27 protein-coding genes and 1 pseudogene are annotated in these 23,648 nt (G+C 36.4%); 18 read left to right on the forward strand and 10 right to left on the reverse strand.

All coding sequences use genetic code 11. From position 1 onward, the window contains the following. From HT701_RS02520 to xerS, 16 genes are all read left to right on the forward strand, one after another. Positions 1-557 (forward strand): zeta toxin family protein (locus HT701_RS02520; RefSeq protein WP_172931190.1); only part of this gene is annotated, 557 nt, incomplete at its 5' end. A gap of 255 nt (positions 558-812) precedes the next feature. Then, positions 813-1,496 carry a LexA family transcriptional regulator gene (locus HT701_RS02525; RefSeq protein ID WP_000492698.1) on the forward strand — a complete coding sequence of 228 codons (684 nt, stop codon included), beginning with the start codon at positions 813-815 and terminating at the stop codon, positions 1,494-1,496. 2 nt (positions 1,497-1,498) lie between these two features. Next, the gene (locus HT701_RS02530; protein ID WP_000118333.1) at positions 1,499-2,914 is read left to right on the forward strand and encodes a Y-family DNA polymerase; all 1,416 of its coding nucleotides are present in this window, start codon (positions 1,499-1,501) and stop codon (positions 2,912-2,914) included. Further along, positions 2,911-3,276 carry a hypothetical protein gene (locus HT701_RS02535; RefSeq protein ID WP_000981955.1) on the forward strand — a complete coding sequence of 122 codons (366 nt, stop codon included), beginning with the start codon at positions 2,911-2,913 and terminating at the stop codon, positions 3,274-3,276. Before HT701_RS02530 ends, HT701_RS02535 begins: the two co-directional genes overlap by 4 nt. Next, complete coding sequence (locus HT701_RS02540) at positions 3,266-3,556, forward strand: DUF5960 family protein (RefSeq protein WP_001080184.1); 291 nt, start codon at positions 3,266-3,268, stop codon at positions 3,554-3,556. The genes HT701_RS02535 and HT701_RS02540 overlap by 11 nt, the downstream gene beginning before the upstream one ends. Before the next feature lie 294 nt (positions 3,557-3,850). After that, complete coding sequence (locus HT701_RS02545) at positions 3,851-4,207, forward strand: SAG1252 family conjugative relaxosome accessory protein (protein WP_000827835.1); 357 nt, start codon at positions 3,851-3,853, stop codon at positions 4,205-4,207. Positions 4,208-4,211: 4 nt separating this feature from the next. Further along, entirely contained in the window at positions 4,212-4,577 is a 366-nt protein-coding gene (locus tag HT701_RS02550; RefSeq protein ID WP_000401236.1) for a MobC family plasmid mobilization relaxosome protein, read from the forward strand. Then, entirely contained in the window at positions 4,564-6,393 is a 1,830-nt protein-coding gene (locus tag HT701_RS02555) for an SAG1250 family conjugative relaxase (RefSeq protein WP_000237134.1), read from the forward strand. The genes HT701_RS02550 and HT701_RS02555 overlap by 14 nt, the downstream gene beginning before the upstream one ends. A gap of 103 nt (positions 6,394-6,496) precedes the next feature. Next, positions 6,497-6,724 carry a helix-turn-helix transcriptional regulator gene (locus HT701_RS02560; RefSeq protein ID WP_000919632.1) on the forward strand — a complete coding sequence of 76 codons (228 nt, stop codon included), beginning with the start codon at positions 6,497-6,499 and terminating at the stop codon, positions 6,722-6,724. Between the two features lie 132 nt (positions 6,725-6,856). Further along, entirely contained in the window at positions 6,857-6,994 is a 138-nt protein-coding gene (locus tag HT701_RS11245; protein ID WP_153299086.1) for a hypothetical protein, read from the forward strand. Next, a complete protein-coding gene (locus HT701_RS02565) occupies positions 6,991-7,224 on the forward strand; it encodes a hypothetical protein (protein WP_001022845.1) in 234 nt (77 codons plus the stop codon). Before HT701_RS11245 ends, HT701_RS02565 begins: the two co-directional genes overlap by 4 nt. Positions 7,225-7,308: 84 nt before the next feature. Further along, positions 7,309-8,817 (forward strand): site-specific integrase, encoded by a 1,509-nt coding sequence (locus tag HT701_RS02570; protein WP_000291923.1) that lies wholly within the window; start codon positions 7,309-7,311, stop codon positions 8,815-8,817. An 81-nt stretch (positions 8,818-8,898) separates the two neighbouring features. Then, positions 8,899-9,750, forward strand: coding sequence for a ribosome biogenesis GTPase YlqF (gene ylqF, locus HT701_RS02575; protein ID WP_023939079.1), 852 nt, complete (start codon positions 8,899-8,901; stop codon positions 9,748-9,750). Next, positions 9,737-10,516 (forward strand): ribonuclease HII, encoded by a 780-nt coding sequence (locus tag HT701_RS02580; protein WP_172931191.1) that lies wholly within the window; start codon positions 9,737-9,739, stop codon positions 10,514-10,516. Before ylqF ends, HT701_RS02580 begins: the two co-directional genes overlap by 14 nt. A gap of 15 nt (positions 10,517-10,531) precedes the next feature. Continuing rightward, on the forward strand, positions 10,532-12,082 hold the full coding sequence (locus HT701_RS02585) for a ClC family H(+)/Cl(-) exchange transporter (protein WP_172931192.1): 1,551 nt from the start codon (positions 10,532-10,534) through the stop codon (positions 12,080-12,082). A gap of 552 nt (positions 12,083-12,634) precedes the next feature. Next, positions 12,635-13,705, forward strand: coding sequence for a tyrosine recombinase XerS (gene xerS, locus HT701_RS02590; RefSeq protein WP_000817848.1), 1,071 nt, complete (start codon positions 12,635-12,637; stop codon positions 13,703-13,705). Positions 13,706-13,907: 202 nt separating this feature from the next. Here the strand turns inward: xerS and pdrM are convergent, their stop codons facing one another. The 10 genes and pseudogenes from pdrM to dhaK all read right to left on the reverse strand — a co-directional run bounded on the left by pdrM (position 13,908) and on the right by dhaK (position 21,869). Beyond that, entirely contained in the window at positions 13,908-15,260 is a 1,353-nt protein-coding gene (gene pdrM, locus HT701_RS02595; RefSeq protein ID WP_031222554.1) for a sodium-coupled multidrug efflux MATE transporter PdrM, read from the reverse strand. Positions 15,261-15,270: 10 nt separating this feature from the next. Then, the gene (locus HT701_RS02600) at positions 15,271-15,531 is read right to left on the reverse strand and encodes a hypothetical protein (RefSeq protein WP_001105920.1); all 261 of its coding nucleotides are present in this window, start codon (positions 15,529-15,531) and stop codon (positions 15,271-15,273) included. Positions 15,532-15,544: 13 nt separating this feature from the next. Further along, entirely contained in the window at positions 15,545-16,813 is a 1,269-nt protein-coding gene (locus tag HT701_RS02605) for a dihydroorotase (protein WP_172931193.1), read from the reverse strand. A 12-nt stretch (positions 16,814-16,825) separates the two neighbouring features. After that, positions 16,826-17,290 (reverse strand): 8-oxo-dGTP diphosphatase, encoded by a 465-nt coding sequence (locus HT701_RS02610; protein ID WP_001135770.1) that lies wholly within the window; start codon positions 17,288-17,290, stop codon positions 16,826-16,828. A 9-nt stretch (positions 17,291-17,299) separates the two neighbouring features. Further along, positions 17,300-17,953: a uracil-DNA glycosylase gene (locus HT701_RS02615; protein WP_023939074.1), complete on the reverse strand. Its 654-nt coding sequence runs from the start codon at positions 17,951-17,953 to the stop codon at positions 17,300-17,302. Positions 17,954-18,088: 135 nt separating this feature from the next. Then, positions 18,089-18,736, reverse strand: a complete 648-nt coding sequence (locus HT701_RS02620; protein ID WP_050236556.1) for a hypothetical protein — start codon at positions 18,734-18,736, stop codon at positions 18,089-18,091. A gap of 13 nt (positions 18,737-18,749) precedes the next feature. Beyond that, on the reverse strand, positions 18,750-19,463 hold the full coding sequence (locus HT701_RS02625) for a YjjG family noncanonical pyrimidine nucleotidase (protein WP_050236557.1): 714 nt from the start codon (positions 19,461-19,463) through the stop codon (positions 18,750-18,752). A gap of 445 nt (positions 19,464-19,908) precedes the next feature. Further along, on the reverse strand, positions 19,909-20,283 hold the full coding sequence (gene dhaM, locus HT701_RS02630; RefSeq protein ID WP_050236558.1) for a dihydroxyacetone kinase phosphoryl donor subunit DhaM: 375 nt from the start codon (positions 20,281-20,283) through the stop codon (positions 19,909-19,911). Then, positions 20,283-20,858: pseudogene (gene dhaL, locus HT701_RS02635) on the reverse strand (dihydroxyacetone kinase subunit DhaL). Before dhaL ends, dhaM begins: the two are co-directional and overlap by 1 nt. 21 nt (positions 20,859-20,879) lie before the next feature. Next, positions 20,880-21,869: a dihydroxyacetone kinase subunit DhaK gene (dhaK, locus tag HT701_RS02640; protein ID WP_050236560.1), complete on the reverse strand. Its 990-nt coding sequence runs from the start codon at positions 21,867-21,869 to the stop codon at positions 20,880-20,882. Between the two features lie 153 nt (positions 21,870-22,022). Here dhaK and dhaS point away from each other — a divergent pair, with 153 nt between their 5' ends. Then, on the forward strand, positions 22,023-22,553 hold the full coding sequence (gene dhaS / locus HT701_RS02645) for a dihydroxyacetone kinase transcriptional activator DhaS (protein ID WP_000168611.1): 531 nt from the start codon (positions 22,023-22,025) through the stop codon (positions 22,551-22,553). Next, a complete protein-coding gene (dhaQ, locus tag HT701_RS02650; RefSeq protein ID WP_138705841.1) occupies positions 22,550-23,539 on the forward strand; it encodes a DhaKLM operon coactivator DhaQ in 990 nt (329 codons plus the stop codon). The genes dhaS and dhaQ overlap by 4 nt, the downstream gene beginning before the upstream one ends. The last annotated feature ends 109 nt before the right edge of the window (positions 23,540-23,648 follow it).

A 23,648-nucleotide genomic window follows, 5' to 3' on the forward strand; every position in this document is an offset into this window, starting at 1 on the left:
ATCCACACTATTTAGAACTGCAGCAAGAATATGGCAAAGACAGTGTTGAATACACCAAATATTTTGCAGGTAAAATGGTAGAGTCTTTAGTAAGAGAATTGAGTCATTTGGGATACAATCTTTTGATAGAGGGAACTTTACGAACAGTTGATGTTCCAAAGAAAACAGCACAACTCTTGAAAAATAAGGGATATGAAGTACAATTAGCCTTGATTGCGACAAAACCTAAGCTGTCCTATCTGAGCACCCTTATCCGATACGAAGAACTATACGCTATCAATCCAAATCAAGCACGCGCAACTCCAAAAGAACATCATGATTTCATTGTAAATCATCTAGTTAATAATACACGACAATTGGAAGAACTAGCTATCTTTGAAAGAATTCAAATTTACCAACGAGATAGAAGTTGTGTATATGATTCAGGAGAAGATAAAACTTCAGCAGCAACCGTTCTTCATGATTTACTATTTGGAGAATGGAATCAAGTGGAGAAAGAGATGCTTAAATCTGGAGAAGAAAGATTGAAAGATTTAACTAATCGAAATGGTTGTTAGATCATGAGTTTTAAAATATAGTCTATTGGATCGTCATTTTAAAAATAACGATCCTTTTTTTTATTTTCTATTTTTGCTTGTTCTTTATCTTTTTCAAAAGTTATAACTTTCTTAAGTGATGGTTTCCTAGCAATATAAGTACAAATTAAGCACAGTTTATGATTATTTTAAATCTTGGGGGTTATTAAACTCTTGATTTTTTCAATAAGCTATGGTATCCTTTTGTTAGTTAATAAACTTACAAAAGGAGAACAAATGTTTTCACCTACTAAATTAAAAGAAAAAAGAGAAAGTCAAGGATTATCTCAATCTCAACTTGCATCCAGTTTGGGAATTAGTAGAGCTTCGTACTTTAATTGGGAATCAGGTAAAACAAAACCTAATCAAAATAATCTAAGCAAATTGAGTGAGATTTTGAATGTAGACCCTCGATATTTTGAATCAGAGTATGAAATAGTAGAAACCTATCTCAAACTAACGGAAAGGAATCAAGAAGCAACACTTCATTATGCTACAGAACTATTGAACAAACAGAATGCGAAGGTTGTAGAAATTCCTGAGCGTTTTGCTTATAAAGTTTACGAAAAATTATCAGCTGGTACAGGAACAGCTTATTTTGATGATGGTAATTACGATACAGTTTATTTTAATCATCAATTTGATTATGACTTTGCATCATGGGTGTTTGGAAATTCAATGGAACCGACATATGAAGATGGTTCTGTAGCCCTTATTAAGCAAACGGGATTTGATTATGACGGGGCTATCTATGCCATAGATTGGGATGGTCAAACATATATTAAGAAAGTGTATCGTGAAGAAAATGGGCTTCGTTTAGTTTCACTCAATCGGAACTATTCAGATAAGTTTGCGCCTTATGATGAGAATCCTCGCATTATAGGGAAAATAGTTGGGAACTTTATGCCTTTAGAGGACTAAGTATGAGTTGGTTTGATTATAGTCTCGAACCTCAAAGTGACATTGCCTTTATTGATATGAAATCTTTTTACGCAAGTGTAGAATGTGTAGATAGAGGATTACACCCACTTAAGACTTCGCTTTGTGTTATGAGTCGTGCAGATAATTCTGCGGGTTTAATCCTTGCTTCCTCTCCTATGTTTAAAAAGGTCTTTGGAAAGTCGAACGTTGGACGTTCCTATGATTTACCATTTGATGTAAAGACTCGCAAATTCTCTTATTATAATGCTAAGAAGCAAGGTTTACCGACAACGATAGACTATGTCCGCTATATAGAGGAATGGGCAAAATCAACCGTGATTGTTCCTCCGAGAATGGATACTTACATTGCTGTCAACATGGAGATTCAAAAAATCTTTCAAGATTTTGCAGCACCAGATGATATTTATCCCTACTCAATTGATGAAGGATTTATTGATTTAACAAGTTCATTAAATTATTTTGTACCAGATAAAAGTATTAGTAGGAAAGATAAATTAGATATTATTTCGGCTGCTATTCAAAAAAAGATTTGGAGAAAAACTGGAATCTATTCAACTGTAGGCATGTCTAATGCCAATCCCTTATTAGCTAAGCTGGCACTTGATAATGAAGCTAAAAAGACTCCGACAATGAGAGCCAATTGGTCCTATGAGGATGTCGAAAAGAAAGTATGGACTATTCCTAAAATGACAGATTTCTGGGGAATTGGAAATCGCATGGAGAAAAGATTACATAATTTAGGTATCTTTTCGATTAAAGAATTGGCTCAGGCTAATCCTGACTTGATTAAAAAAGAGCTTGGTATCATGGGTCTAGAGTTATGGTTCCATGCCAATGGGATTGATGAAAGTAATGTTCATAAACCTTATAAGCCAAAGTCAAAAGGGATAGGGAACTCTCAAGTTTTACCAAAAGATTATATTAAACAAAGAGATATTGAGATCATACTTCGTGAGATGGCAGAACAAGTTGCAGTTAGATTGAGAAGATCTGGTAAAAAAGCAACAGTAGTTTCTATACATCTAGGCTACTCTAAAGTGGAACAAAAGCGTTCTATCAATACTCAAATGAAAATTGAACCAACTAATCAAACAGCACTACTGACAAACTACGTTTTAAAGTTATTTCACACTAAATATACTTCAGGAGCTATCAGGAATGTTGCGGTTAACTATTCTGGTTTAGTGGATGAATCCTTTGGATTGATTTCATTATTTGATGATATTGAGAAAATAGAAAAAGAAGAAAGGCTCCAGTCCGCAATCGATGCTATTCGAACAGAATTTGGGTTCACTTCACTATTGAAAGGTAATGCCCTAGATCAAGCTTCTAGAACAATTGCTAGAAGCAAACTCATTGGTGGTCATTCAGCTGGAGGATTAGATGGACTAAAATAATGAATCGTTCTTATTTACCTTTTGAGTCTGCCCGAGTATATCAGGATCGTGGCATGGCTAAGTGGATGGGCTTCTTTTTATCAGAACATTCCAGTTCTCTTTGGGCAGAAAAAAATAAAGAAGATATCTCCATTTCCCTATCATTGGAAGAGAAAGTTCTATTTGTTCGTCAACTTTATACGAATGTATTCCCTGCAACTTTTGTTTTTAAGTTTTCTAATCAAAGAAAAGTAGTATCAGGTATTGTTAAAGAGATTGGAAAAGAGTTTATATCTATAAAATCAGACACTGGTTTTCTTCGATTAAAATGGGAAGATATACTCGATATACAGATAGAAGGGGAGGAATTACATGAATCGTAAAGAATTATATGATGATAAATTACAGCTAGATTATTTTTCAGATTCTTATTTACAGTTTGAGTCAGATTTTTACAAGTATTCAGCTTTAGATATACCATTAACATTTATCACAGATGATATTTTACGCACAATGGCTATGTCTCAAAAACATTATTTTAAACTTAACAAAAGTAAATCTTTAGACGGTCGTGATCATTACTTTGTTTTTTCTATCAAGATGAACAAAGACAGTAGTGGTATTAGACAGTATGAATATCAGAGACATTGTTTTAATTTGTAAGAGTCCGACAGGGCTCTTTTTTCTGTGATAATTTTATCAAAAAGTATTTGTTATACTTTTTTTAATTTAGATTTATCTTGGGGGTTTGGGGGCGTGCCACCACATTTTCATATCGTTTGTTTTTTGAACCGTGAGGTTTGAAATGGCAGGCGATATGATTTTTGGGATATTGTGGACACAATATCTGAGCTCGCAAAGCCATACAAAAATGTTGAATCTATTTTGTAAAACGTACTGACAGTGTATGTAAGCTTACATTGTCAGTACAAGTATCTATGAGAGAGGATAAATCATATGAAAAGAAATATACGTAGTATTCGGAAACAATTTCGCTTAACAGAAACGGAAGAAAAACAAATACTAGATTTAATGAGAGAGAAAGGAGATGATAATTTTTCTGATTTTCTCCGTAAAAGCTTACTATTATCTGATGGACAAAAACAGATGGAAAAATGGTTCAACCTTTGGAAAAAACAAAAGTTGGAACAAATTAGTCGTGATGTTCATGAAGTATTCATAATTGCTAAAACAAATCATCAGGTTACTCACGAACATGTTTCTATTTTGTTAACTTGTATTCAGGAATTAATTAAAGAGGTAGAAAAAACAGGTCCTCTTAGTGAAGATTTTTGTAATAAATACATGAGGTAGTAGAGTGGAGCACAGATATAGAACAAATTTAAAAAAAGTCTTTCTATCTGATCTAGAATTAGTCAAATTGAATGAAAATATCTCAAAAAGTAACTGCTTATCATTCTCAGAATATGCTAGACGAACTCTACTAGATCCTGGTATGAATTTTATCACCATTGATACAAATAGTTATCAAGATTTGATTTTTGAATTAAAACGAATCGGAAATAATATTAATCAAATAGCCAGAAGCATAAATTATTCGAATTTAATAACGGAAGTTGAATTAAATGAGTTGAGAAAAGGTATAGAAGAGTTAATAGTAGAAGTGGAGAAAGATTTTCTTATTCGATCTGAAAAATTGAGGAAATTTTATGGTCATCACTAAACACTTTGCGATTCATGGAAAAAATTATCGTAGTAAACTAATCAAATATATTTTGAATCCAAGTAAAACAAAAAATCTAACACTAGTTTCAGATTTTGGTATGAGAAATTATTTAGATTTTCCTAGTTATAAAGAACTAGTGAAGATGTACAATGATAATTTTTTAAGTAATGATACTCTTTATGAATTTCGTCATGATAGGCAAGAAGTAAATCAACGAAAAATTCATTCTCATCACATCATTCAGTCCTTTTCTCCAGATGACCATCTCACTCCTGAACAAATCAATCGAATTGGTTATGAGGCAGCTAAAGAGTTGACAGGAGGTAGATTTCGTTTTATTGTAGCAACTCATGTCGATAAAGGTCATATCCACAATCACATCATCCTAAATTCAATTGATCAGAATTCTGATAAAAAGTTTCTATGGGATTATAAGGCAGAACATAATCTACGAATGGTTTCTGATCGTCTTTCAAAAATTGCAGGGGCAAAAATTATAGAAAATCGTTATTCGCATCGTCAGTATGAAGTTTATCGCAAAACAAATTACAAATATGAAATAAAACAACGGGTATATTTTCTAATCGAGAACTCGAAAAATTTTGAAGATCTTAAGAAAAAAGCTAAAGCTTTACATTTAAAAATTGATTTTAGACACAAGCATGTTACTTATTTTATGACTGATTCAAATATGAAACAAGTCGTACGTGATAGTAAATTGAGTAGAAAACAACCTTATAATGAAACTTATTTTGAGAAAAAGTTTGTTCAAAGGGAAATCATAAACATATTAGAATTTTTACTTCCGAAAATGAAGAATATGAATGAATTGATTCAACGAGCAGAAGTTTTTGGCTTAAAAATAATTCCGAAAGAAAAACATGTTCTATTTGAATTTGATGGGATTAAGCTTGCAGAGCAGGAATTGGTAAAAACGAATCTGTATAGTGTTAGTTATTTTCAAGACTATTTTAATAACAAAAATGAAACTTTTGTCTTAGATAATAAAAATTTAGTTGAACTTTACAATGAAGAAAAGATAATTAAAGAAAAAGAGTTGCCGTCAGAAGAGATGGTATGGAAATCTTATCAAGATTTCAAGAGAAATAGAGATGCTGTTCATGAGTTTGAAGTAGAGTTGAATCTTAATCAAATAGAAGAAGTAGTAGACGATGGAATTTACATTAAGGTACAGTTTGGTATCCGACAAGAAGGACTTATTTTTGTACCAAATATTCAGATCAATATGGAAGAAGAAAAAGTTAAAGTATTTCTCAGAGAAACTAGTTCTTACTATGTATATCATAAAGATTCAGTAGAAAAAAATCGATTTATGAAAGGTAAAACTTTGATTAGACAATTTAATCTTCAGTATGAACCACAGTATATGTATAGAAGAATTCCTCTTAGCAAAATTAAAGAAAAAATAGAACAATTAGATTTTCTTATATCTGCGGAAAATAGTTCGAATGATTTTGAAGATATAACAAATGATTTCATTGCCCAAATATCATATCTAGAGAATATGATTGAACAAGTCCAAAATAAAATTAATGATTTAACTAATTTAGAGGAAGTATTGTTGAAAGATACGACAAATAGTTCTAGCAATTTAGAAAATAGTATTCAAGGTAAAAGTTCAGTAGATACAATAGAGAAGGATTTATACATATATAAAGGAAAGATTGAAACACTGAAGGAACAACATAGAGAAGCAATAAATTTATTTGAAATGTTTAATAAAACAATAAAGAAATATAAGGAAAAACAAAATATGAAATCTATTAAGGAAAATGAGATACATTTAGAGTAAACAGTTTCCTAAAAGGTATATATAGAATAGTTTCATGTGCCAATTTGTCACATATTTAAAAATAAGAAAATAACTATATTATACTTGTTTTAGGAGACATTGGATGTTGAAAAGGATTAGAGATTTACGCGAGGATGATGATTTGACACAAGAATATGTTGCAAAAACAATCTTAAATTGTACAAGATCAGCGTATTCTAAAATGGAATCAGGTACCAGGTTAATCTCTATAGATGACCTTATCAAACTTGCAGATTTTTATAATGTAAGTTTAGATTACCTTGTAGGTCGAGTGGATAATAAAGAAGACCATTACTCCAAAAAGTATTAGGTTAAGAAAGCACATTGACAATTGAATAGTCCAAAATGGTACTTTCCTCATTTGTGGAGCAGTTTTGAATGGCTCGCCATGATAAGAGCGATATTAAAACCATCAATAAAATAGAGCGATACTTTATATGCCATGATACAAATGATATACAATGATACTTCTGACCGTTCAGGCTGCCACCGTGAAAGAGCAGCAAGTGAAATTCTTATGATGACTTCATCAGTCATGCCATGGAGGAGAAAATATTTTTTAGGAAGGATGATGACATGAATATAAAATATATATCTGTCGAAAATTCCATTGCAGAATGGGCCGATAAAAAAGGAATTCTAAAAAGATGGGATGGTTTAAATCAATATACATTGAACAGATGGATTAAAGAAATGCGAGAAAACAGAACATTTTCCATGTATGTAATTAACCCAACCCATAAACTTGTTTTCATTAATCTAGAAGGATTTGAAAGTTTCTTAAGATGGAAGCAAAAGCGGACAAAATAAGGAAGTCATGGTATAATATAGGGTAGTTATTTATTCTATACAACAATGATTTATTTCTTTTTAAGAGTTAAGAGGAATTAAATTATGTATTATGTAACTAAAACAAATTCAAAAGGGCAACCCTTATATCAAGTGGTTGAAAAGTACAAAGATCCACTAACAGGAAAGTGGAAATCAGTAACTGTAAGTTACACTAGGAATACTAGTAGGGCGAGGAAACAAGCTGAAAGAGAGGTTCTTGATAAGATAGATAGACTAACTACTTCATTTGAAAGTCAGTTTAGCCCTGAACTGATTACAACATTTGGAGAGTTAAAAGAAAATTGGTTTCAGACTTGGTGTGTCTCTGTTAAACCACAAACAATTCAGAGAGAACTACTGGTGATGAAGCGTCTTGGGAAAATTATAGGAGATGATTTTTTATTAGACAGGATTACTCCACTTCTGATGAAAAAAAGTCTCAATAAATATTTAGAAATATATGATGCATCACCTTCAACAATGACTCATATAAAAAGTACTTGTAATAAGATTTTTAATCATGGTGTGTTATATAATGTCATTAAGTTCTCTCCTATGACTGCGGTAAAACTAGATATTTCACTAGAGAAAAGGCGTAAAGCAAAAGAAAGACATGATTCTAAATTTCTAGAAATCCATGAATTACACGCATTTTTTGATGTATTAAGCCAATGCAGAAATGCAAACTATTATGATCTTGCTATAGTATTGTTGCTTACAGGTATTCGAATTAGTGAAGCTGCTTTTTTACCATCAGATATTGATTTTGAAAAAGGAATCTTGCATATTGATAAGGCACTTCAATATCATTGTTTAAAAGTTGAACAATTTCACTTTGATACAACTAAAACACTCAATTCAATTAGAGAAGTAGCTTTGCCTGAAGCTGCAAGCGAAGCTATTAAAAGGACAATACAGAGAAATAAAGAGTTTGATGCTTATATGGAGAAACATCCCTGTCCTGCTTTTACACATTCTGAAAGTGTATTTAGAACAGAATACGGCTCTCCAATAACATCAAGCACTTTTCGTCAAATTTTGAAACGAATAGAAGGAAAATTATTGACAAATTGTTTAAGTGACTATGGTTTTAAGTGGGTAAAACATGTTACTCCCCATTCGTTTAGGCATATGCATATTAGTTACCTTCAAAGTAATGAGATGCACATAGCAGTGAAAGATATTATGACTAGAGTAGGACACGCTAACTTTGAGACAACAATGGGCTATACACATAATATAAATCGTTCACAAGAAAATACTGTAAAAGCCTTAAATCAATTTGTAGAAAATCACAATTTCCATTTTGAAGAATTGAAAAGTTATACCTGTAAATATTCCAGAATAATTGAAAAATTCATTGAAACTAGTGATAATAGCAATAAAGTAGAATTAAGTGTCGATGAGTTCAAAGACTTGTTACATCTTAGTCCACGTTACTCACCTAAAAATATTATTTCGAATTTACTATTAAAAATCAAAAAAGATATTGTCAAATACCACCCACAGTTTGATATAAAGATTGTGAAATCAAGTGAGAATCAAATCAGAGGTTTTTCCATTGCATGGTAGTTTTGGTGTTCGCTTGGTGTTTAGACAATAGTAAAATAAAATAGGGGCTCTAAACCCTTGCTACGAAAGGAAAAAAACTCAATGGCTACTATTCAATGGTTTCCTGGTCACATGTCTAAAGCGCGTCGGCAGGTGCAGGAAAATCTAAAATTTGTTGATTTTGTAACGATTTTGGTGGATGCACGCTTACCTCTATCTAGTCAAAATCCTATGTTGACCAAGATTGTTGGTGATAAACCGAAACTCCTGATTTTAAACAAGGCGGACTTGGCCGATCCAGTAATGACCAAAGAATGGCGTCAGTATTTTGAATCACAGGGAATCCAGACGCTGACTATCAATTCCAAAGAGCAAGTGACTGTAAAAGTTGTAACAGATGCGGCCAAAAAGCTCATGGCCGATAAGATTGCTCGTCAGAAAGAACGTGGTATTCAGATTGAAACCTTGCGTACCATGATTATTGGGATTCCAAATGCTGGTAAATCAACTCTGATGAATCGTTTGGCTGGTAAGAAAATTGCTGTTGTTGGAAACAAGCCAGGGATTACCAAGGGGCAACAATGGCTCAAAACCAATAAAGACCTGGAAATCTTGGATACACCGGGGATTCTCTGGCCTAAGTTTGAGGATGAAACTGTTGCACTGAAACTGGCCTTGACTGGAGCTATCAAAGACCAGTTGCTTCCTATGGATGAGGTAACTATTTTTGGCCTCAATTATTTCAAAGAACATTATCCAGAAAAGTTGGCTGAACGCTTCAAACAAATGAAAATTGAAGAGGAAGCGCCTGTGATTATTATGGATATGACCCGTGCCCTCGGTTTCCGTGATGACTATGACCGTTTTTACAGTCTCTTCGTGAAGGAAGTCCGTGATGGCAAACTCGGTAACTATACCTTAGATACATTGAAAGACCTCTATGGCGACGATTAAAGAAATAAAAGAACTTCTTGCAACGGTCAAGGACTTAGATAACCCTCTTTTTTTACAACTCGAACAGGATAGTCGCTCTGGAGTTCAAAAGGAAATCAGCAAGCGTAAAAAAGCCATTCAGGCTGAATTGGATGAGGATTTTCGTTTGGAAGCCATGCTTTCCTACGAAAAAGAACTTTACAAGCAAGGATTGACCTTAATTGCTGGTGTTGATGAGGTCGGCCGAGGTCCTCTGGCTGGTCCTGTAGTCGCTGCAGCTGTTATTTTACCTCAAAATTGTAAGATTAGAGGTCTCAACGACAGCAAGAAAATTCCTAAAAAGAAACATCTGGAGATTTTCCAAGCAGTTCAAGACCAAGCCTTGTCAATTGGCGTTGGTATCATGGATAATCAGGTCATCGACCAAGTCAATATCTACGGAGCAACTAAACTGGCCATGCAGGAAGCAATCTCCCAGCTCAGTCCTCAACCTGAGCACCTTTTGATAGATGCCATGAAACTGGAGTTGCCCATTTCACAAACCTCCATCATCAAAGGTGATGCTAATTCCCTCTCTATTGCAGCGGCTTCTATAGTAGCCAAGGTGACCCGTGATGAATTGATGAAGGACTACGATCAGCAGTTTCCTGGCTATGATTTTACTGCCAATGCAGGATATGGAACTGCTAAACACCTAGAAGGACTAGAAAAACTAGGAATTACCCCAATTCACCGAACCAGTTTTGAACCAATTAAATCACTGGTTTTTGGTAAAAAAGAAAGTTAATTGAAAGGAGATACCATGGAGGAACAGTCGGAAATAGTCCGTTCTAAGAAAGAATTCGCCTTTGCATCCAGTACTATATTATCCCAAGTTGGACGAGGAATCATTGTCGGCCTCGTCGTTGGAATTATCGTCGGATCCTTTCGTTTCTTAATTGAAAAGGGCTTCCACCTGATACAAGGACTTTATCAAGATCAAGGGCACCTAGTGCGCAATCTTTTTGTACTGGTTTTGTTTTATATACTCATCTGTTGGCTCAGTGCTAAATTAACTCGATCAGAAAAAGATATCAAAGGATCAGGAATTCCGCAAGTCGAAGCCGAACTGAAAGGCCTCATGTCCCTCAACTGGTGGGGCGTTCTTTGGAAAAAATATGTGCTAGGAATGCTTGCTATTGCCAGTGGACTCATGCTGGGGCGTGAAGGACCAAGTATTCAACTGGGAGCAGTCGGTGGTAAAGGTATTGCCAAATGGCTCAAATCCAGTCCAGTAGAGGAGCGTTCCTTAATTGCAAGTGGAGCTGCAGCAGGATTAGCCGCAGCCTTTAATGCACCAATAGCAGGCCTCCTCTTTGTAGTAGAAGAAGTTTATCACCATTTTTCGCGCTTTTTCTGGGTTTCTACACTAGCAGCCAGCATCGTAGCAAACTTTGTGTCTCTGCTCATGTTCGGTTTGACACCAGTATTGGATATGCCAGATAACATTCCTCTCATGACCCTAGATCAATACTGGATTTATCTTGTGATGGGAATTTTCCTTGGATTTTCAGGTTTTCTCTATGAAAAAGCTGTGCTCGATGTCGGTAGACTTTATGATTGGATTGGTCAAAAAATCCATTTGGATAGAGCTTATTATCCAATTCTGGCCTTCATTCTCATCATACCAGTCGGAATTTTTTTACCCCACATCCTTGGTGGTGGAAATCAGCTGGTACTTTCCCCAACTGAGCAAGATTTTAGTTTTCAAGTTCTATTAGCTTACTTTTTAATTCGCTTTATCTGGAGCATGATTAGTTATGGAAGTGGTCTTCCAGGAGGAATTTTCCTGCCAATTCTGGCTCTCGGTTCCTTACTTGGTGCCCTAGTTGGTGTTATCTGTGTCAATCTTGGACTTGTCAGTCAAGAGCAATTCCCTATATTTGTCATTCTAGGAATGAGTGGCTATTTTGGAGCAATATCAAAAGCTCCCTTAACTGCCATGATCCTCGTAACTGAGATGGTAGGAGATATTCGCAACCTCATGCCACTTGGTCTTGTCACTCTTGTTTCTTATATTATCATGGATTTGCTCAAGGGTGCACCAGTCTATGAAGCCATGCTGGAAAAAATGCTTCCAGAAGAAGTATCCAGCGAAGGAGAAGTTACACTTATCGAAATACCAGTTTCTGATAAAATTGCTGGGAAACAAGTTCATGAACTCAACTTACCACACAACGTCCTCATCACTACCCAAGTCCATAATGGCAAGAGCCAAACAGTTAACGGCTCAACCAGAATGTATCTGGGTGATATGATTCACCTGGTTATTCCAAAAAGCGAAATTGGGAAAGTCAAAGATTTGTTGTTGTAGAGTTTGTTTACATAATTTATATTATGCAAACAGCTGACTTGATTTATTTAGAAAACCGATTCTCAGCAATGAGATCGGTTATTTTTTACTGATGAGGAATTTTACATATAAATAATTGAGCTTTGGTAAAAATAAGACTATAATTAAGTTAGAAATGATAAAGCATAAAGCTAGAAAGGAGTTTACTGTATCAAATCTGTACAGTAAGATTAAAATCATGAAAAAGAAAACAATAGCAATTATACAGTGCATTTTGTATCTCATAGCTCCCTTATATAGCTCTTCAGTTATGTAGTATTAACAGAACTTTAGTGGGTGAGATTTTTTTATTTTCCTTATTCTGTTAACTATTTCATTCTGGTTTAGTATTTGGAAGCTAGAAAAAGCACTAGCTAATGATTCACAATGAAACTCCAAAGACTTAGATCCGTATTACACAGGTCTAAGTTTTTTTAAAAAGCTCTATAACATCTTTCCGAAAAACTATAATTTTCTTGAAAAATAAATAAGTCCATGCTATACTACTAATAGACTTATTTATGGAGAAAATACATGAAACGTGAGATTTTACTGGAACGAATCGACAAACTAAAACAAATCATGCCCTGGTATATTCTTGAATACTACCAATCTAAGCTTGCTGTTCCTTACAGTTTTACAACCTTGTACGAATACCTCAAGGAATATGATCGATTTTTCAGCTGGGTTTTGGAGTCTGGTATCTCAAACGCTGATAAAATGTCTAATATTCCTTTATCTGTCTTGGAAAACATGTCAAAGAAAGATATGGAGGCTTTTATACTTTATCTACGTGAACGTCCCTTGCTGAATGCCAATACAAGCAAACAAGGTGTTTCTCAGACAACCATCAATCGGACCTTATCAGCGCTTTCCAGTCTTTACAAGTATCTGACCGAGGAGGTTGAAAACGACCAGGGCGAACCTTATTTCTATCGTAATGTAATGAAGAAAGTTTCAACAAAGAAAAAGAAAGAGACCCTTGCTGCCAGAGCTGAAAACATCAAGCAAAAACTCTTTTTAGGTGATGAAACAGAAGGTTTTCTAACTTATATTGACCAAGAGTACCCACAACAGCTTTCAAATCGAGCTCTCTCATCATTCAACAAAAATAAAGAACGAGATTTAGCCATTATTGCCCTTCTCTTGGCATCGGGTGTTCGCTTATCTGAAGCTGTTAATCTGGATTTAAGAGATCTCAATCTAAAAATGATGGTTATTGATGTCACTCGAAAAGGTGGCAAACGCGATTCGGTCAATGTTGCTGCCTTTGCTAAGCCTTATTTAGAGAATTATCTGGCCATTCGAAATCAACGCTATAAGACGGAAAAAACAGACACAGCCCTCTTTTTGACACTCTATAGAGGTGTTCCCAATCGTATTGACGCTTCCAGCGTTGAGAAAATGGTTGCTAAATACTCAGAGGACTTCAAAGTCCGTGTAACACCCCATAAACTGCGCCATACCCTAGCAACTAGGCTCTATGATGCTACTAAATCGCAAGTTTTGGTCAGTCACCAGCTAGGACATGCCAGTACACAAGTCACTGACCTCTATACTCATATCGTCAATGATGAACAAAAGAATGCCTTGGATAGTTTATAATTTTACGTAATATAACTTATGTAAAATTTTTATCAAGAAAAGAAGCTGCTAAAAATAAGCAACTTCTTTTCTTGATATCTGATACCAGTAAAGTAGCGTGAAATATCAATTGTTTCTATATTTTTGAAGTTCTCGTCTACCTACTACTAATTAAAATAATGTAGATAAGGAAGGATATTTTTGCTTGTAGGAATTTTAAAAATCAAGCTTTTCTGGATTCAAATCTCTTCACAATAACAGTTAAACGCCAACGGTAGAGAGCCCCGCTCACGATTAGACTAATAATCAAACCAATCCAGTAAGAATAAGCTCCAAAATCTGTTAGAGAGTCGAATACCATAGCTACTGGGAGTGTCACCCCCCAGTAACCAACCAAACCAAGGTAAAAAGGAATAACGGTATCCTTATACCCCCGTAAAATTCCCTGAAGCGGTGCCGCAAAGGTATCTGCTAACTGGAAGAAAAGGCTATAAGTCAAAAAACGCGCTGTCAAATCAATAAATTCTGGATCGTTACCATAAAGACTGGCCACATTTCCCCTAAAAATGTAAAGGAAGGTTAAGGTGAAGGCCGCAAAAATGAGGGCAGTCCATCTTCCTAGACCAATATAGGTTTTCGCATCATCAAATCGCTTGGCTCCCACTTCATAGGAAACGACAATAGCCATAGCAGACGAGATACTCATGGGAAAGGCGTACATGAGACTTGAAAAGTTCATAGCTGACTGGTGACTAGCGATAATCAAGGACGAGAACTTAGCCATAATCAAGCCAACCACGGAAAAGATAGCCACTTCCGCGAAAACAGTTCCCCCAATAGGAAGACCTAAACGAACTCCTTCCTTGATTTTATCCATATTAAATGGAATTCGTCTTTCAAGGTGTAGGGCTTTGAGCTTCTCCTGTTTAAATAAAACCAGAACAGAAATTCCCAGCAAGACCCAATAAGCCAAGGAAGTACCTAAACCAGCACCAGCCCCTCCCAGCTCTGGAACTCCAAAGGCACCGTAAATCAAGAGATAGTTAAAACCGCTATTGAGAGGGAGTAACAAAAGCATGAGATACATAGACAGTTTGGTCAAGCCCAGCGAATCCAGTAAGGAACGAATGACACTAAAGAGCAACAAGGGGATAATCCCGATAGATAAAAACCAAAGATAGCGAACCGCTACTGCTGCCACTGGTGCTTCTAGTCCGATATGATTCAAGATTGGTGGTGCCAAGAAAAGCACCATCCCCAGCAAGATCACAGATAGACCCAAGGCCAGATAGATGAACTGGTAAAAATCTGACGCAACTTCTTCCTTTTTGCCTCGACCAAGATGATGACCAATGATGGGCACCAAGGCCGACACAATTCCTGTTAGAAAGGTAAAGAAAGGATTCCAGATACTGGTTGCCATAGACACACCAGCCAAGTCCATAGTATTGTATTGACCTGTCATTGCAGTGTCAACAAAAGAGGCAGAATAATTGGCAAATTGGTAGATCAGGATTGGGAAAAATATCTTTAAAAATAATACTAACTTCTCTCGTAAACACTTTGTCTTATACATACTTCTCTTTCTATTCTGATTTATCTAAACCAAAGAGTTTCAGACCATAGTTTTTCAAACTTAGCGGAGGATTATTAGATTTTGAAGTAGTATGCCAACACGCACATGTACGACAATAATAGCTTCTAACTAAACCTCCATTATCATATTGAACCGCATGGTCAGCTTTTTCTTTAGTTTCATATTGAATTTTAGAACGATTAGATGCGGGACAGTAAATTCCGCTATTAGATTTTGCTTTTCTCTCCCTACGTTTTCGAAAATAATTCATATTCCAACTCCTATCAAGCTTGATAAACGATTTGTCCCTTACAGATGGTATATTTAACTTGCCCTTTTAAGGTTTCACCGATGAATGGTGAATTAGCTGCTTTGGAAGCAAAATGGGAGTCCAAAAGGCGGTCAGCCTTAGCATCAAAAATAGTGATGTCCGCTGGACCATTCTCAGCCAAGTAACCTGCTTCAAAGTTGTAAAGCTTGGATGGGTTGTATGTCATTTTTTCAAGTAATTCCATCAAGCTTAACTCACCAGCTTCCACCAAATAAGTTAAACCGAGAGAAAGAGATGTTTCTAAGCCAGTCATACCAGACGGCGCCTTGGTAATATCCTCAACATTTTTTTCATCCGCATGGTGAGGCGCGTGGTCTGTCGCGATAACTGTGATGACGCCTGATTTAAGACCTTCAATCACGGCACGACGGTCTGATTCCAAACGAAGTGGCGGATTCATCTTAGCATTGCTTCCTTGTGTCAAAAGGAGCGCTTCAGTCTTAGAAAAATGCTGTGGCGCTACTTCTGCTGTGACTTGCGCACCTAGCCCCTGAGCAAACTCCACTACTTTAACACTTTCTTCCTTCGACAAATGCTGGATGTGAACGTGGGCCTTGGTTGCATAGGCAATCATGACATCACGCGCCATCATAGCATACTCAGCCACCCCAGTTGCACCACAGATATGGAAATGTTCTTTAGCAATATTTTCGTTAAAGCCAAGAATCCCATTCAAACCTGGATCTTCCTCATGAAGACTAATAAAGGTATTAAGCTTTTTGGCTTTCTCCATGGCTTCCTTGACAACTTTACTACTTTCAAGCGGAATACCGTCATCAGAAAAACCAACAGCTCCAGCTTCTAAGAGTGCTTTAAAGTCAGTCAAATCTTGCCCATTAAAATTCTTCGTAATGGTCGCAACCGTCTTAACATTGATTTTTTCCTTGGCAGCAGATTGAAGAACTTCTTGCAAAGTCTCCACGTCCGAAATGGTTGGACTAGTATTAGCCATCATGACAACCGTTGTAAAACCACCGGCAGCAGCTGCTAGGGCACCTGTATGAATATCTTCCTTGTGGGTTTGACCAGGTTCACGGAAATGAACATGAATATCGACCAAGCCAGGAGCAACTACAAGACCACTAGCATCAAGCACCTCCGTCCCTTCTTCTTTAATCTCAGACGCAATGTTGACAATTTTCCCATCTTGGACTAAGACATCACACACTTGATCCAAACCAGACTTGGGATCCATTACACGACCATTTTTGATTAGTAGCATCTACTTTCTCCTTTATTCATAGAAATCAACTTGGGTATCCAACAATTTATCCCCATCATAAACAAACTTGGCTGAAAAGAAGGGTTTATCCTCTAAAAGCCACCCAACAAAGGTATGGTCACCTTCCCAAGTCGGCTTACTCAAAACCTCGTCATAGGGAACCCATTCTAGCGTCCCCTCATTGCAGTCAATCAAGTCCCCCTCAAACTCCGTCACCTTAAAAACATAGGTGTACCAGTCTAAATCTGGCGTAAATTCAGGAAAAGTGATGACACCTTTTAGAACTGGCTTGGCTTTGAGCCCTGTTTCTTCGAGGATTTCACGCGCCGCGCACTCCTGAGGGGTCTCTCCTCGCTCTAGCTTACCACCCACACCAATCCATTTCCCTTCATGGACATCATTGGGTTTCTTATTGCGGTGGAGCATAAGCAGTTCTTTCCCGTTATCAATGTAGCAAATCGTCGCTAACTGAGGCATATTTTCTCCTTATCTAAGCCAATCGATTGGCTCTTGTCCTGTCTCTTTTAAGAATGCATTTGTCTTGGAAAAAGGCTTGGAACCCCAAAATCCTCTATAAACTGACAAAGGACTGGGATGGGCTGATTCGATAATCAAGTGATGAGGATTGGTAACCAAGGTCTTCTTCTTACGTGCATAGGCTCCCCAGAGTACAAAAACGACTGGTCTATCTAGATGATTGACCACCTGAATCACAGCATCCGTAAAAGGCTCCCATATCTGACCAGCATGACCATTGGCCTGTCCAGCAGGAACCGTCAAACAAGCATTAAGAAGCAAGACTCCTTGCTCAGCCCAAGTTGTCAAATCATGAGATTTCTTAACGCCGATATCGTCTGACAATTCCTTCAAGATATTTTGCAAGGACGGCGGAGCTGGAATAGAGTCAGGGACAGAAAAACTCAAGCCCTGAGCTTGCCCTGGTCCGTGATAGGGGTCTTGCCCTAGAATGACCACCTTAACGTCTTCAAGCGGTGTTGTCAAGAGAGCTTGAAAAACCTTTTCCTTGGGTGGATAAATAGTCCCCTGAGCATAGACCTGATTCATAAACTGATTGATTTTCCCAAAATAACCCTCAGGTAATTGCGCCTTAATCAAAGCATGCCAAGACGAGTGTTCCATAGCCGACTCCTTCGTTTTTACTGCCTCTATTATAGCAAAAAGTGGCTTTCTAAACCACTTTTTACAGTTTATCTAAAGATTTAATAAATCGACTATATACGATTTGAATACGTGAATACAGTTTATAAAGACTGGCTATTTTTTATAATTACTTTTTAAATCATTAAGCATTTTACTACCTCTTTCGAAGATTATCTTTTCTGAAATATTTTTAAACATATTAAAATCCATTTCAGAAAAAGGAGTTTCTTTAGAAACTTGCCATATAGTTTTTAAATAATTTTTTTCTAAAAAGTCGTCAAAATTAGAAAACAATCGAAAATACAATGCATTCTCTTGGTGTAAAATCGCTCTTTTTAAAGGATAATACTCTTTAATATTATTAACTTTTTGTTCGTAGGCATACTTTGCTACATGATCTAGGTATATATCAAAAAAGTCATGAGGAAAATCTCCCATACAGCCATTACGATTCATATTGAGGCTATATTTTCGATTAGTAAGATAATTCGGAAATATATTTCCTATTACTCTAAGATTATCTACTTGTGAATCCCTTCTCCCAATATAATCCCCTTCTTTGACTAATGATGAAGATTTCCAAGTAAAAATTAAATCGCCAGAGAAATTTTTCTTATCAAAAAACTTAAAAAGAGATTGATAAATACTATTTGCTAATTGACAAGTGTCAGATGTAAATTCATAATTAACAGCTTCATTAAAATCAACTTCAGACATTTCAATGTACTCTTCAATAGTAATATTAGCTTTTTTTGTAGTCATTAGCTCGTCTCCTTTAAAATGTGATCTTTGCAAGAATATTTTTATCCAAACAATCCAGCAAGTCTTGGTAAGAATGGACTTCGTAAGTTGGCTGGGCTTGTGTGTGATTTTCGAGGTGATGAGGGTTGTACCAGATTGTGTCAATCCCCGCATTATTGCCACCTTGAATGTCGGCGGTTAGAGAATCTCCAATCATCAGCGTCTTTTCTTTACTAAATCCAGCAATCTGCTGACCGATTTTTTCATAAAATAGAGCATTCGGCTTTTGAGTTTGCAATTGCTCAGAGATAAAGACTTGATTGAAATAAGGTCCTAGACCAGATTGAGCCAAACGTCCTGTCTGAATGGCAGTAATGCCATTTGTCGCAGCATACAAGTCATAATCACGATCAATGAGGCTGTCCAAGAGATCATGAGCGCCCGATAGTGTTTGTCCCTGCTGGGCGAGGTAAAATTGGTAACGTTGGGCAAGAAAACTACCGTCTTTTTCCTGTCCAAAATGAGCAAATAAACGAGAAAAGCGCTTGTTAACCAGCTCTTGTTTACTGATTTTCTTCAGCTCCAAGTCTTTCCAGAGAGCCTTGTTCATAGGAACGTAATAATCTTTATAAGCCTGAATATCCGCAACTCCTTCTTCTTTTAGAAGTTGGGTCAAAGCCACATCCTCAGCAGCATCAAAATCAAGAAGAGTGTGGTCGAGGTCGAAGAGTAGAAATTTGTAGGACAATTTGAGGTTTTCCTTTCTAAAAATTCATTAAGAACATTATATCATAAAGCACCTCATACAATTAACTAATTTAATCACTTGAAAAAATTCGAACACTTTCTATACAACTAACAGCCCAAATCGTCCAGAATAGAACAATCCTAACTATCGAATACCCTAACTTCATAAATATCCATGTGATTCTAGGTCTAGAATTCCTATAAACTAAATGTTTTCGTACTCTTCTATGTAATTGATTGCCTTAAACTTTAATTTTTGAAGGATTCTAAAGCTAGAATAGTCTCATCACAATCAGTTTTGAATGATTCACAATTTAGAAACACTATAGGTTTACTCTTGTTAAAATAAAAAGGAACTGCCCAAAGCAATCCCTTTTTATTTACTTAAAATTTGATAGTTGAGATAATCAATAGCCCACCTATAAAAAGTGTTATAGTAAAATTCCTTATTTATTGATTTCAAGCTCAGACAACTGTGTTTGAATAACTGACAGTTCTGCACCAGCCTGAAGAAGAGCAGCTGCAGTATAAGCACCTTCTACAATTGGAACCCTATTGATGATGATACTTTTATCACTGAAATCAGCCACCATTTCTAAGTTCATTTTAGCAGAACCCAGGTCAAAAAAGGCTAATAAGGTATCTGCTGGATTTTCGGAAACAACCCTATCTACTTGATCAAAACTTGTTCCAATTCCTCCATCTTCGGTTCCTCCTACATAAGTAATCGGAACATCTTTAGCTACTTCACTAATCAGTTCAACGACACCTTCTGCAATGTTTTTGGAATGTGAAACGATAACAAGACCAATACTTCCCATTAAACCACCCCAGTTTCTAAAAGAGCAGTAAAGAGTAATCCTGATGAGAATGATCCAGGATCAATATGTCCAAGAGAACGTTCTCCTACATAAGACGCCCTTCCTTTAGTTGCAAGTAAATCTTTGGTAGCATTCACTACCTTATCAATAACCTCTTGAGTCAATTGACCAGCAGACAAAGCAGCAATAACAGGAGTCCAAACATCAACCATTGTCTTTTCTCAAACTTCTGCTTTCCCACGTTTGACAATCATATCCAAACCGCTTTGTAAGATTTCCTCTATTTTCGAATTAGAGTCAGCCTTGGCCATGCCCATAAAAGCAGAGCCATACAAGGGACCAGAAGCACCGCCTACCTTACTCAGCAGTTGCATTGAGACAAGTTTAAACACATCACTGTTAGTTTCAAATTGCTTTCCTTCTAAGTTTTCCATAACTGCAGCCATGCCACGCGCCATATTTCCACCGTGGTCTCCATCTCCTATCGGAGTGTCTAACTCACTAAGGTAATCTTTCTGTTCTTGAATCTTTTCATTAAAAAGCTTCATCCATTCAAGAGCTTGTTCAGCATTCATGCGACATTTCCTCCTTGAATTTTACCAAGCTGGTGTAGTAACAGGTGCATTTAGAGCATCCAACCATTCATCATCTGCCAATCGAATCAATGTTAATGATAAGCCAGCCATATCGATTGATGTCATATAGTTTCCAATTTTCTTAAATGCCAACTCAACACCTTTTTCATGGAGCAATTTAGCCACATCATTTGCAAATACGTATTGCTCCATAAGAGGAGTGCTTCCTAAACCATTGATGAGAAGGCCATAGCGTTCACCAGCCTTAAGTTGGAAACCTTCAGATAGTTTTTCAACCAATTCTGAGGCCAATTGTGCTGAAGGTTGCATTTTCTCTTTTTTATATCCTGGCTCACCGTGAATACCAACTCCATATTCAAATTCATCATCTTCTAGAACAAATCCTGGTTTCCCAACTTCTGGAACAGTAGCGCCAGATAGAGCTAATCCAATTGTTTTAATTTCTAAGACAAGTTTGTCGGCCAAGTCCTTCATTTCAGATAATGATTTACCAGAACGAGCCGCATTACCCAAAATTTTATGAACTAAAATAGTACCTGCAACACCTCTACGGCCTTGGGTATAGAGACTATTTTCAACCGCAATATCATCATCGACTACAACACTTGCTACATCAATACCTTCCATTTCAGCAAGTTCTTGTGCAATTTCAAAGTTCATAATGTCACCAGAATAGTTCTTGATGACCATGAAAACTCCAGCACCTTCATCAGCCGCCTTAATGGCTTCTAAAATTTGGTCCGGAGTAGGTGAAGTGAAGACTGCTCCACAAATTGCAGCAGACAACATTCCATCTCCTACAAATCCAGCATGACTGGGTTCATGTCCTGAACCTCCACCTGAAATGAGTCCAACTTTTCCTGTCTTTTCTGCCTTTCTAACGATAACATCAAAACCATCTAAGCGTTGAACCAAGTCATCATGCATGAATGACAACCCCTGCAACATTTCATCAACAACTTGTGTCGGTTCATTTATAATTTTTTTCATGAGAAACTCCTTTCGGCATCTACCTTTGTTTTCGATTTCATTATATACTTTTTATTGCTGGATGATAAGGGACAGATTCTATTATTTGTCCCCTTTTAAACCCGTTTCAAACATTTTTTTGGTAAAATGAAGTAAGTAAAAGAAAGGCTTCCTATGGCATCATCACTCATTACAAAAAAACGGATTGCCAAGGCATTTAGAGACCTATTAGCTACTAGAGAATTTGATAAAATCTCCATTGTAGATATCATGGAATCAGCTGGCATTCGTAGACAGACCTTTTACAATCATTTTCTTGACAAATATGAACTGCTAGACTGGATATTTGAAACTGACTTAACCGAGTATATCACCAATAACTTGGACTTCATTTCAGGCCAAAAACTATTACAAGAATTATTTCTTTATTTCGAACAAGAGCGTGATTTTTATATTCAACTTTTTGATATTCAAGGGCAAAATAACTTCTATGACCACTTTATCAGCTACTGTCGCTTGCTTGTATCAAAAATTTTAAGAGAATATGGTCAGATTGATAGCGATTCATCTGCTTATACTTGTTTTTTGCTAGATTATCACTCACATGCTCTAGCAGAAATCGTGAAGGCTTGCGTCAATAAAAAAAGTCCAGTTCCACAACCAGACTATCTCATCATGACAATTATTGGAAAGAGGCCACAATGACATTTATTTCAAATCATAAACAGAAAATTATTTCAAGTTACATTTCAGCAACTGTCAGCAGTCATCCTGAATTAGAAAAACACCCTACTTTACCACTAGTCTATCAAAAAAATCGCAATCCTCATCAGGTTCCAATATTGTCGGGTGGAGGTTCCGGTCACGAACCCGCTCATATTGGATATGTGGGAAAAGGAATGCTTACTGCTGCTATCTATGGCCAATTATTTACTCCTCCTACAAGAACTGAAATCTTAGAGTCCATTCGTTTTTTAAACAATGGTCACGGTGTCTTCATCATTGTAAAAAATTTCGAAGCAGACATCAAAGAATTTAGCTGGGCCATTAATACTGCTAGACAAGAAGGAATTAAGGTCGGCTATAGTCTAGCACACGACGATATTTCTATTGAACCTCACAATAGATTTCAAATTAGAGGAAGAGGGCTTGCAGGGACTATTTTACTTCATAAAATCCTAGGATATGCGGCTCAGAACGGTGCTGACATCGAGCAACTAACTAATTTAGGTTATGAACTTGCTACCGAAATCGCAACAATTGGCTTTGCAACGAAATCGGCTAGTCTCCCCCAAGCCACCCTTCCACTATTTAACTTGGAAGAAGGAAATATTTCTTATGGTATTGGGATACATGGCGAAGAAGGCTATCGTATCGTCCCATTTCAATCATCGGAAATCCTTGCAAATGAAATTATAAGTAAATTAAGATTGCACTATCATTGGAAAAAGGGTGATCAATTTATATTGCTTGTAAATAATCTAGGCACTACCAGCAACTTAGAAATGGGTATATTTATCAATGATCTCCTTCAACTCTTAGAAATTGAAGGAATCACTATTACATTTATAAAATCAGGAACATTTATGACCAGTCTAGATATGGCAGGTATATCCGTAACTCTTTGCCCCGTAAAAAATAAACAGTGGTTAGAAGCGCTCAATGCTCCAACGACAGCTTTTGCATGGTAATTTGCTTGTATAATCCAAAAGGGCTACATCACTTGATAGCCCTTTGCTTTTATCTTATACTCAATGAAAATCAAGGAGCAAACTAGGAAACTAGCCGCAGGTTGCTCAA

It is taken from the genome of Streptococcus sp. 10824, from assembly GCF_013276595.1.
Taxonomy (GTDB): Bacteria; Bacillota; Bacilli; order Lactobacillales; family Streptococcaceae; genus Streptococcus; species Streptococcus pseudopneumoniae.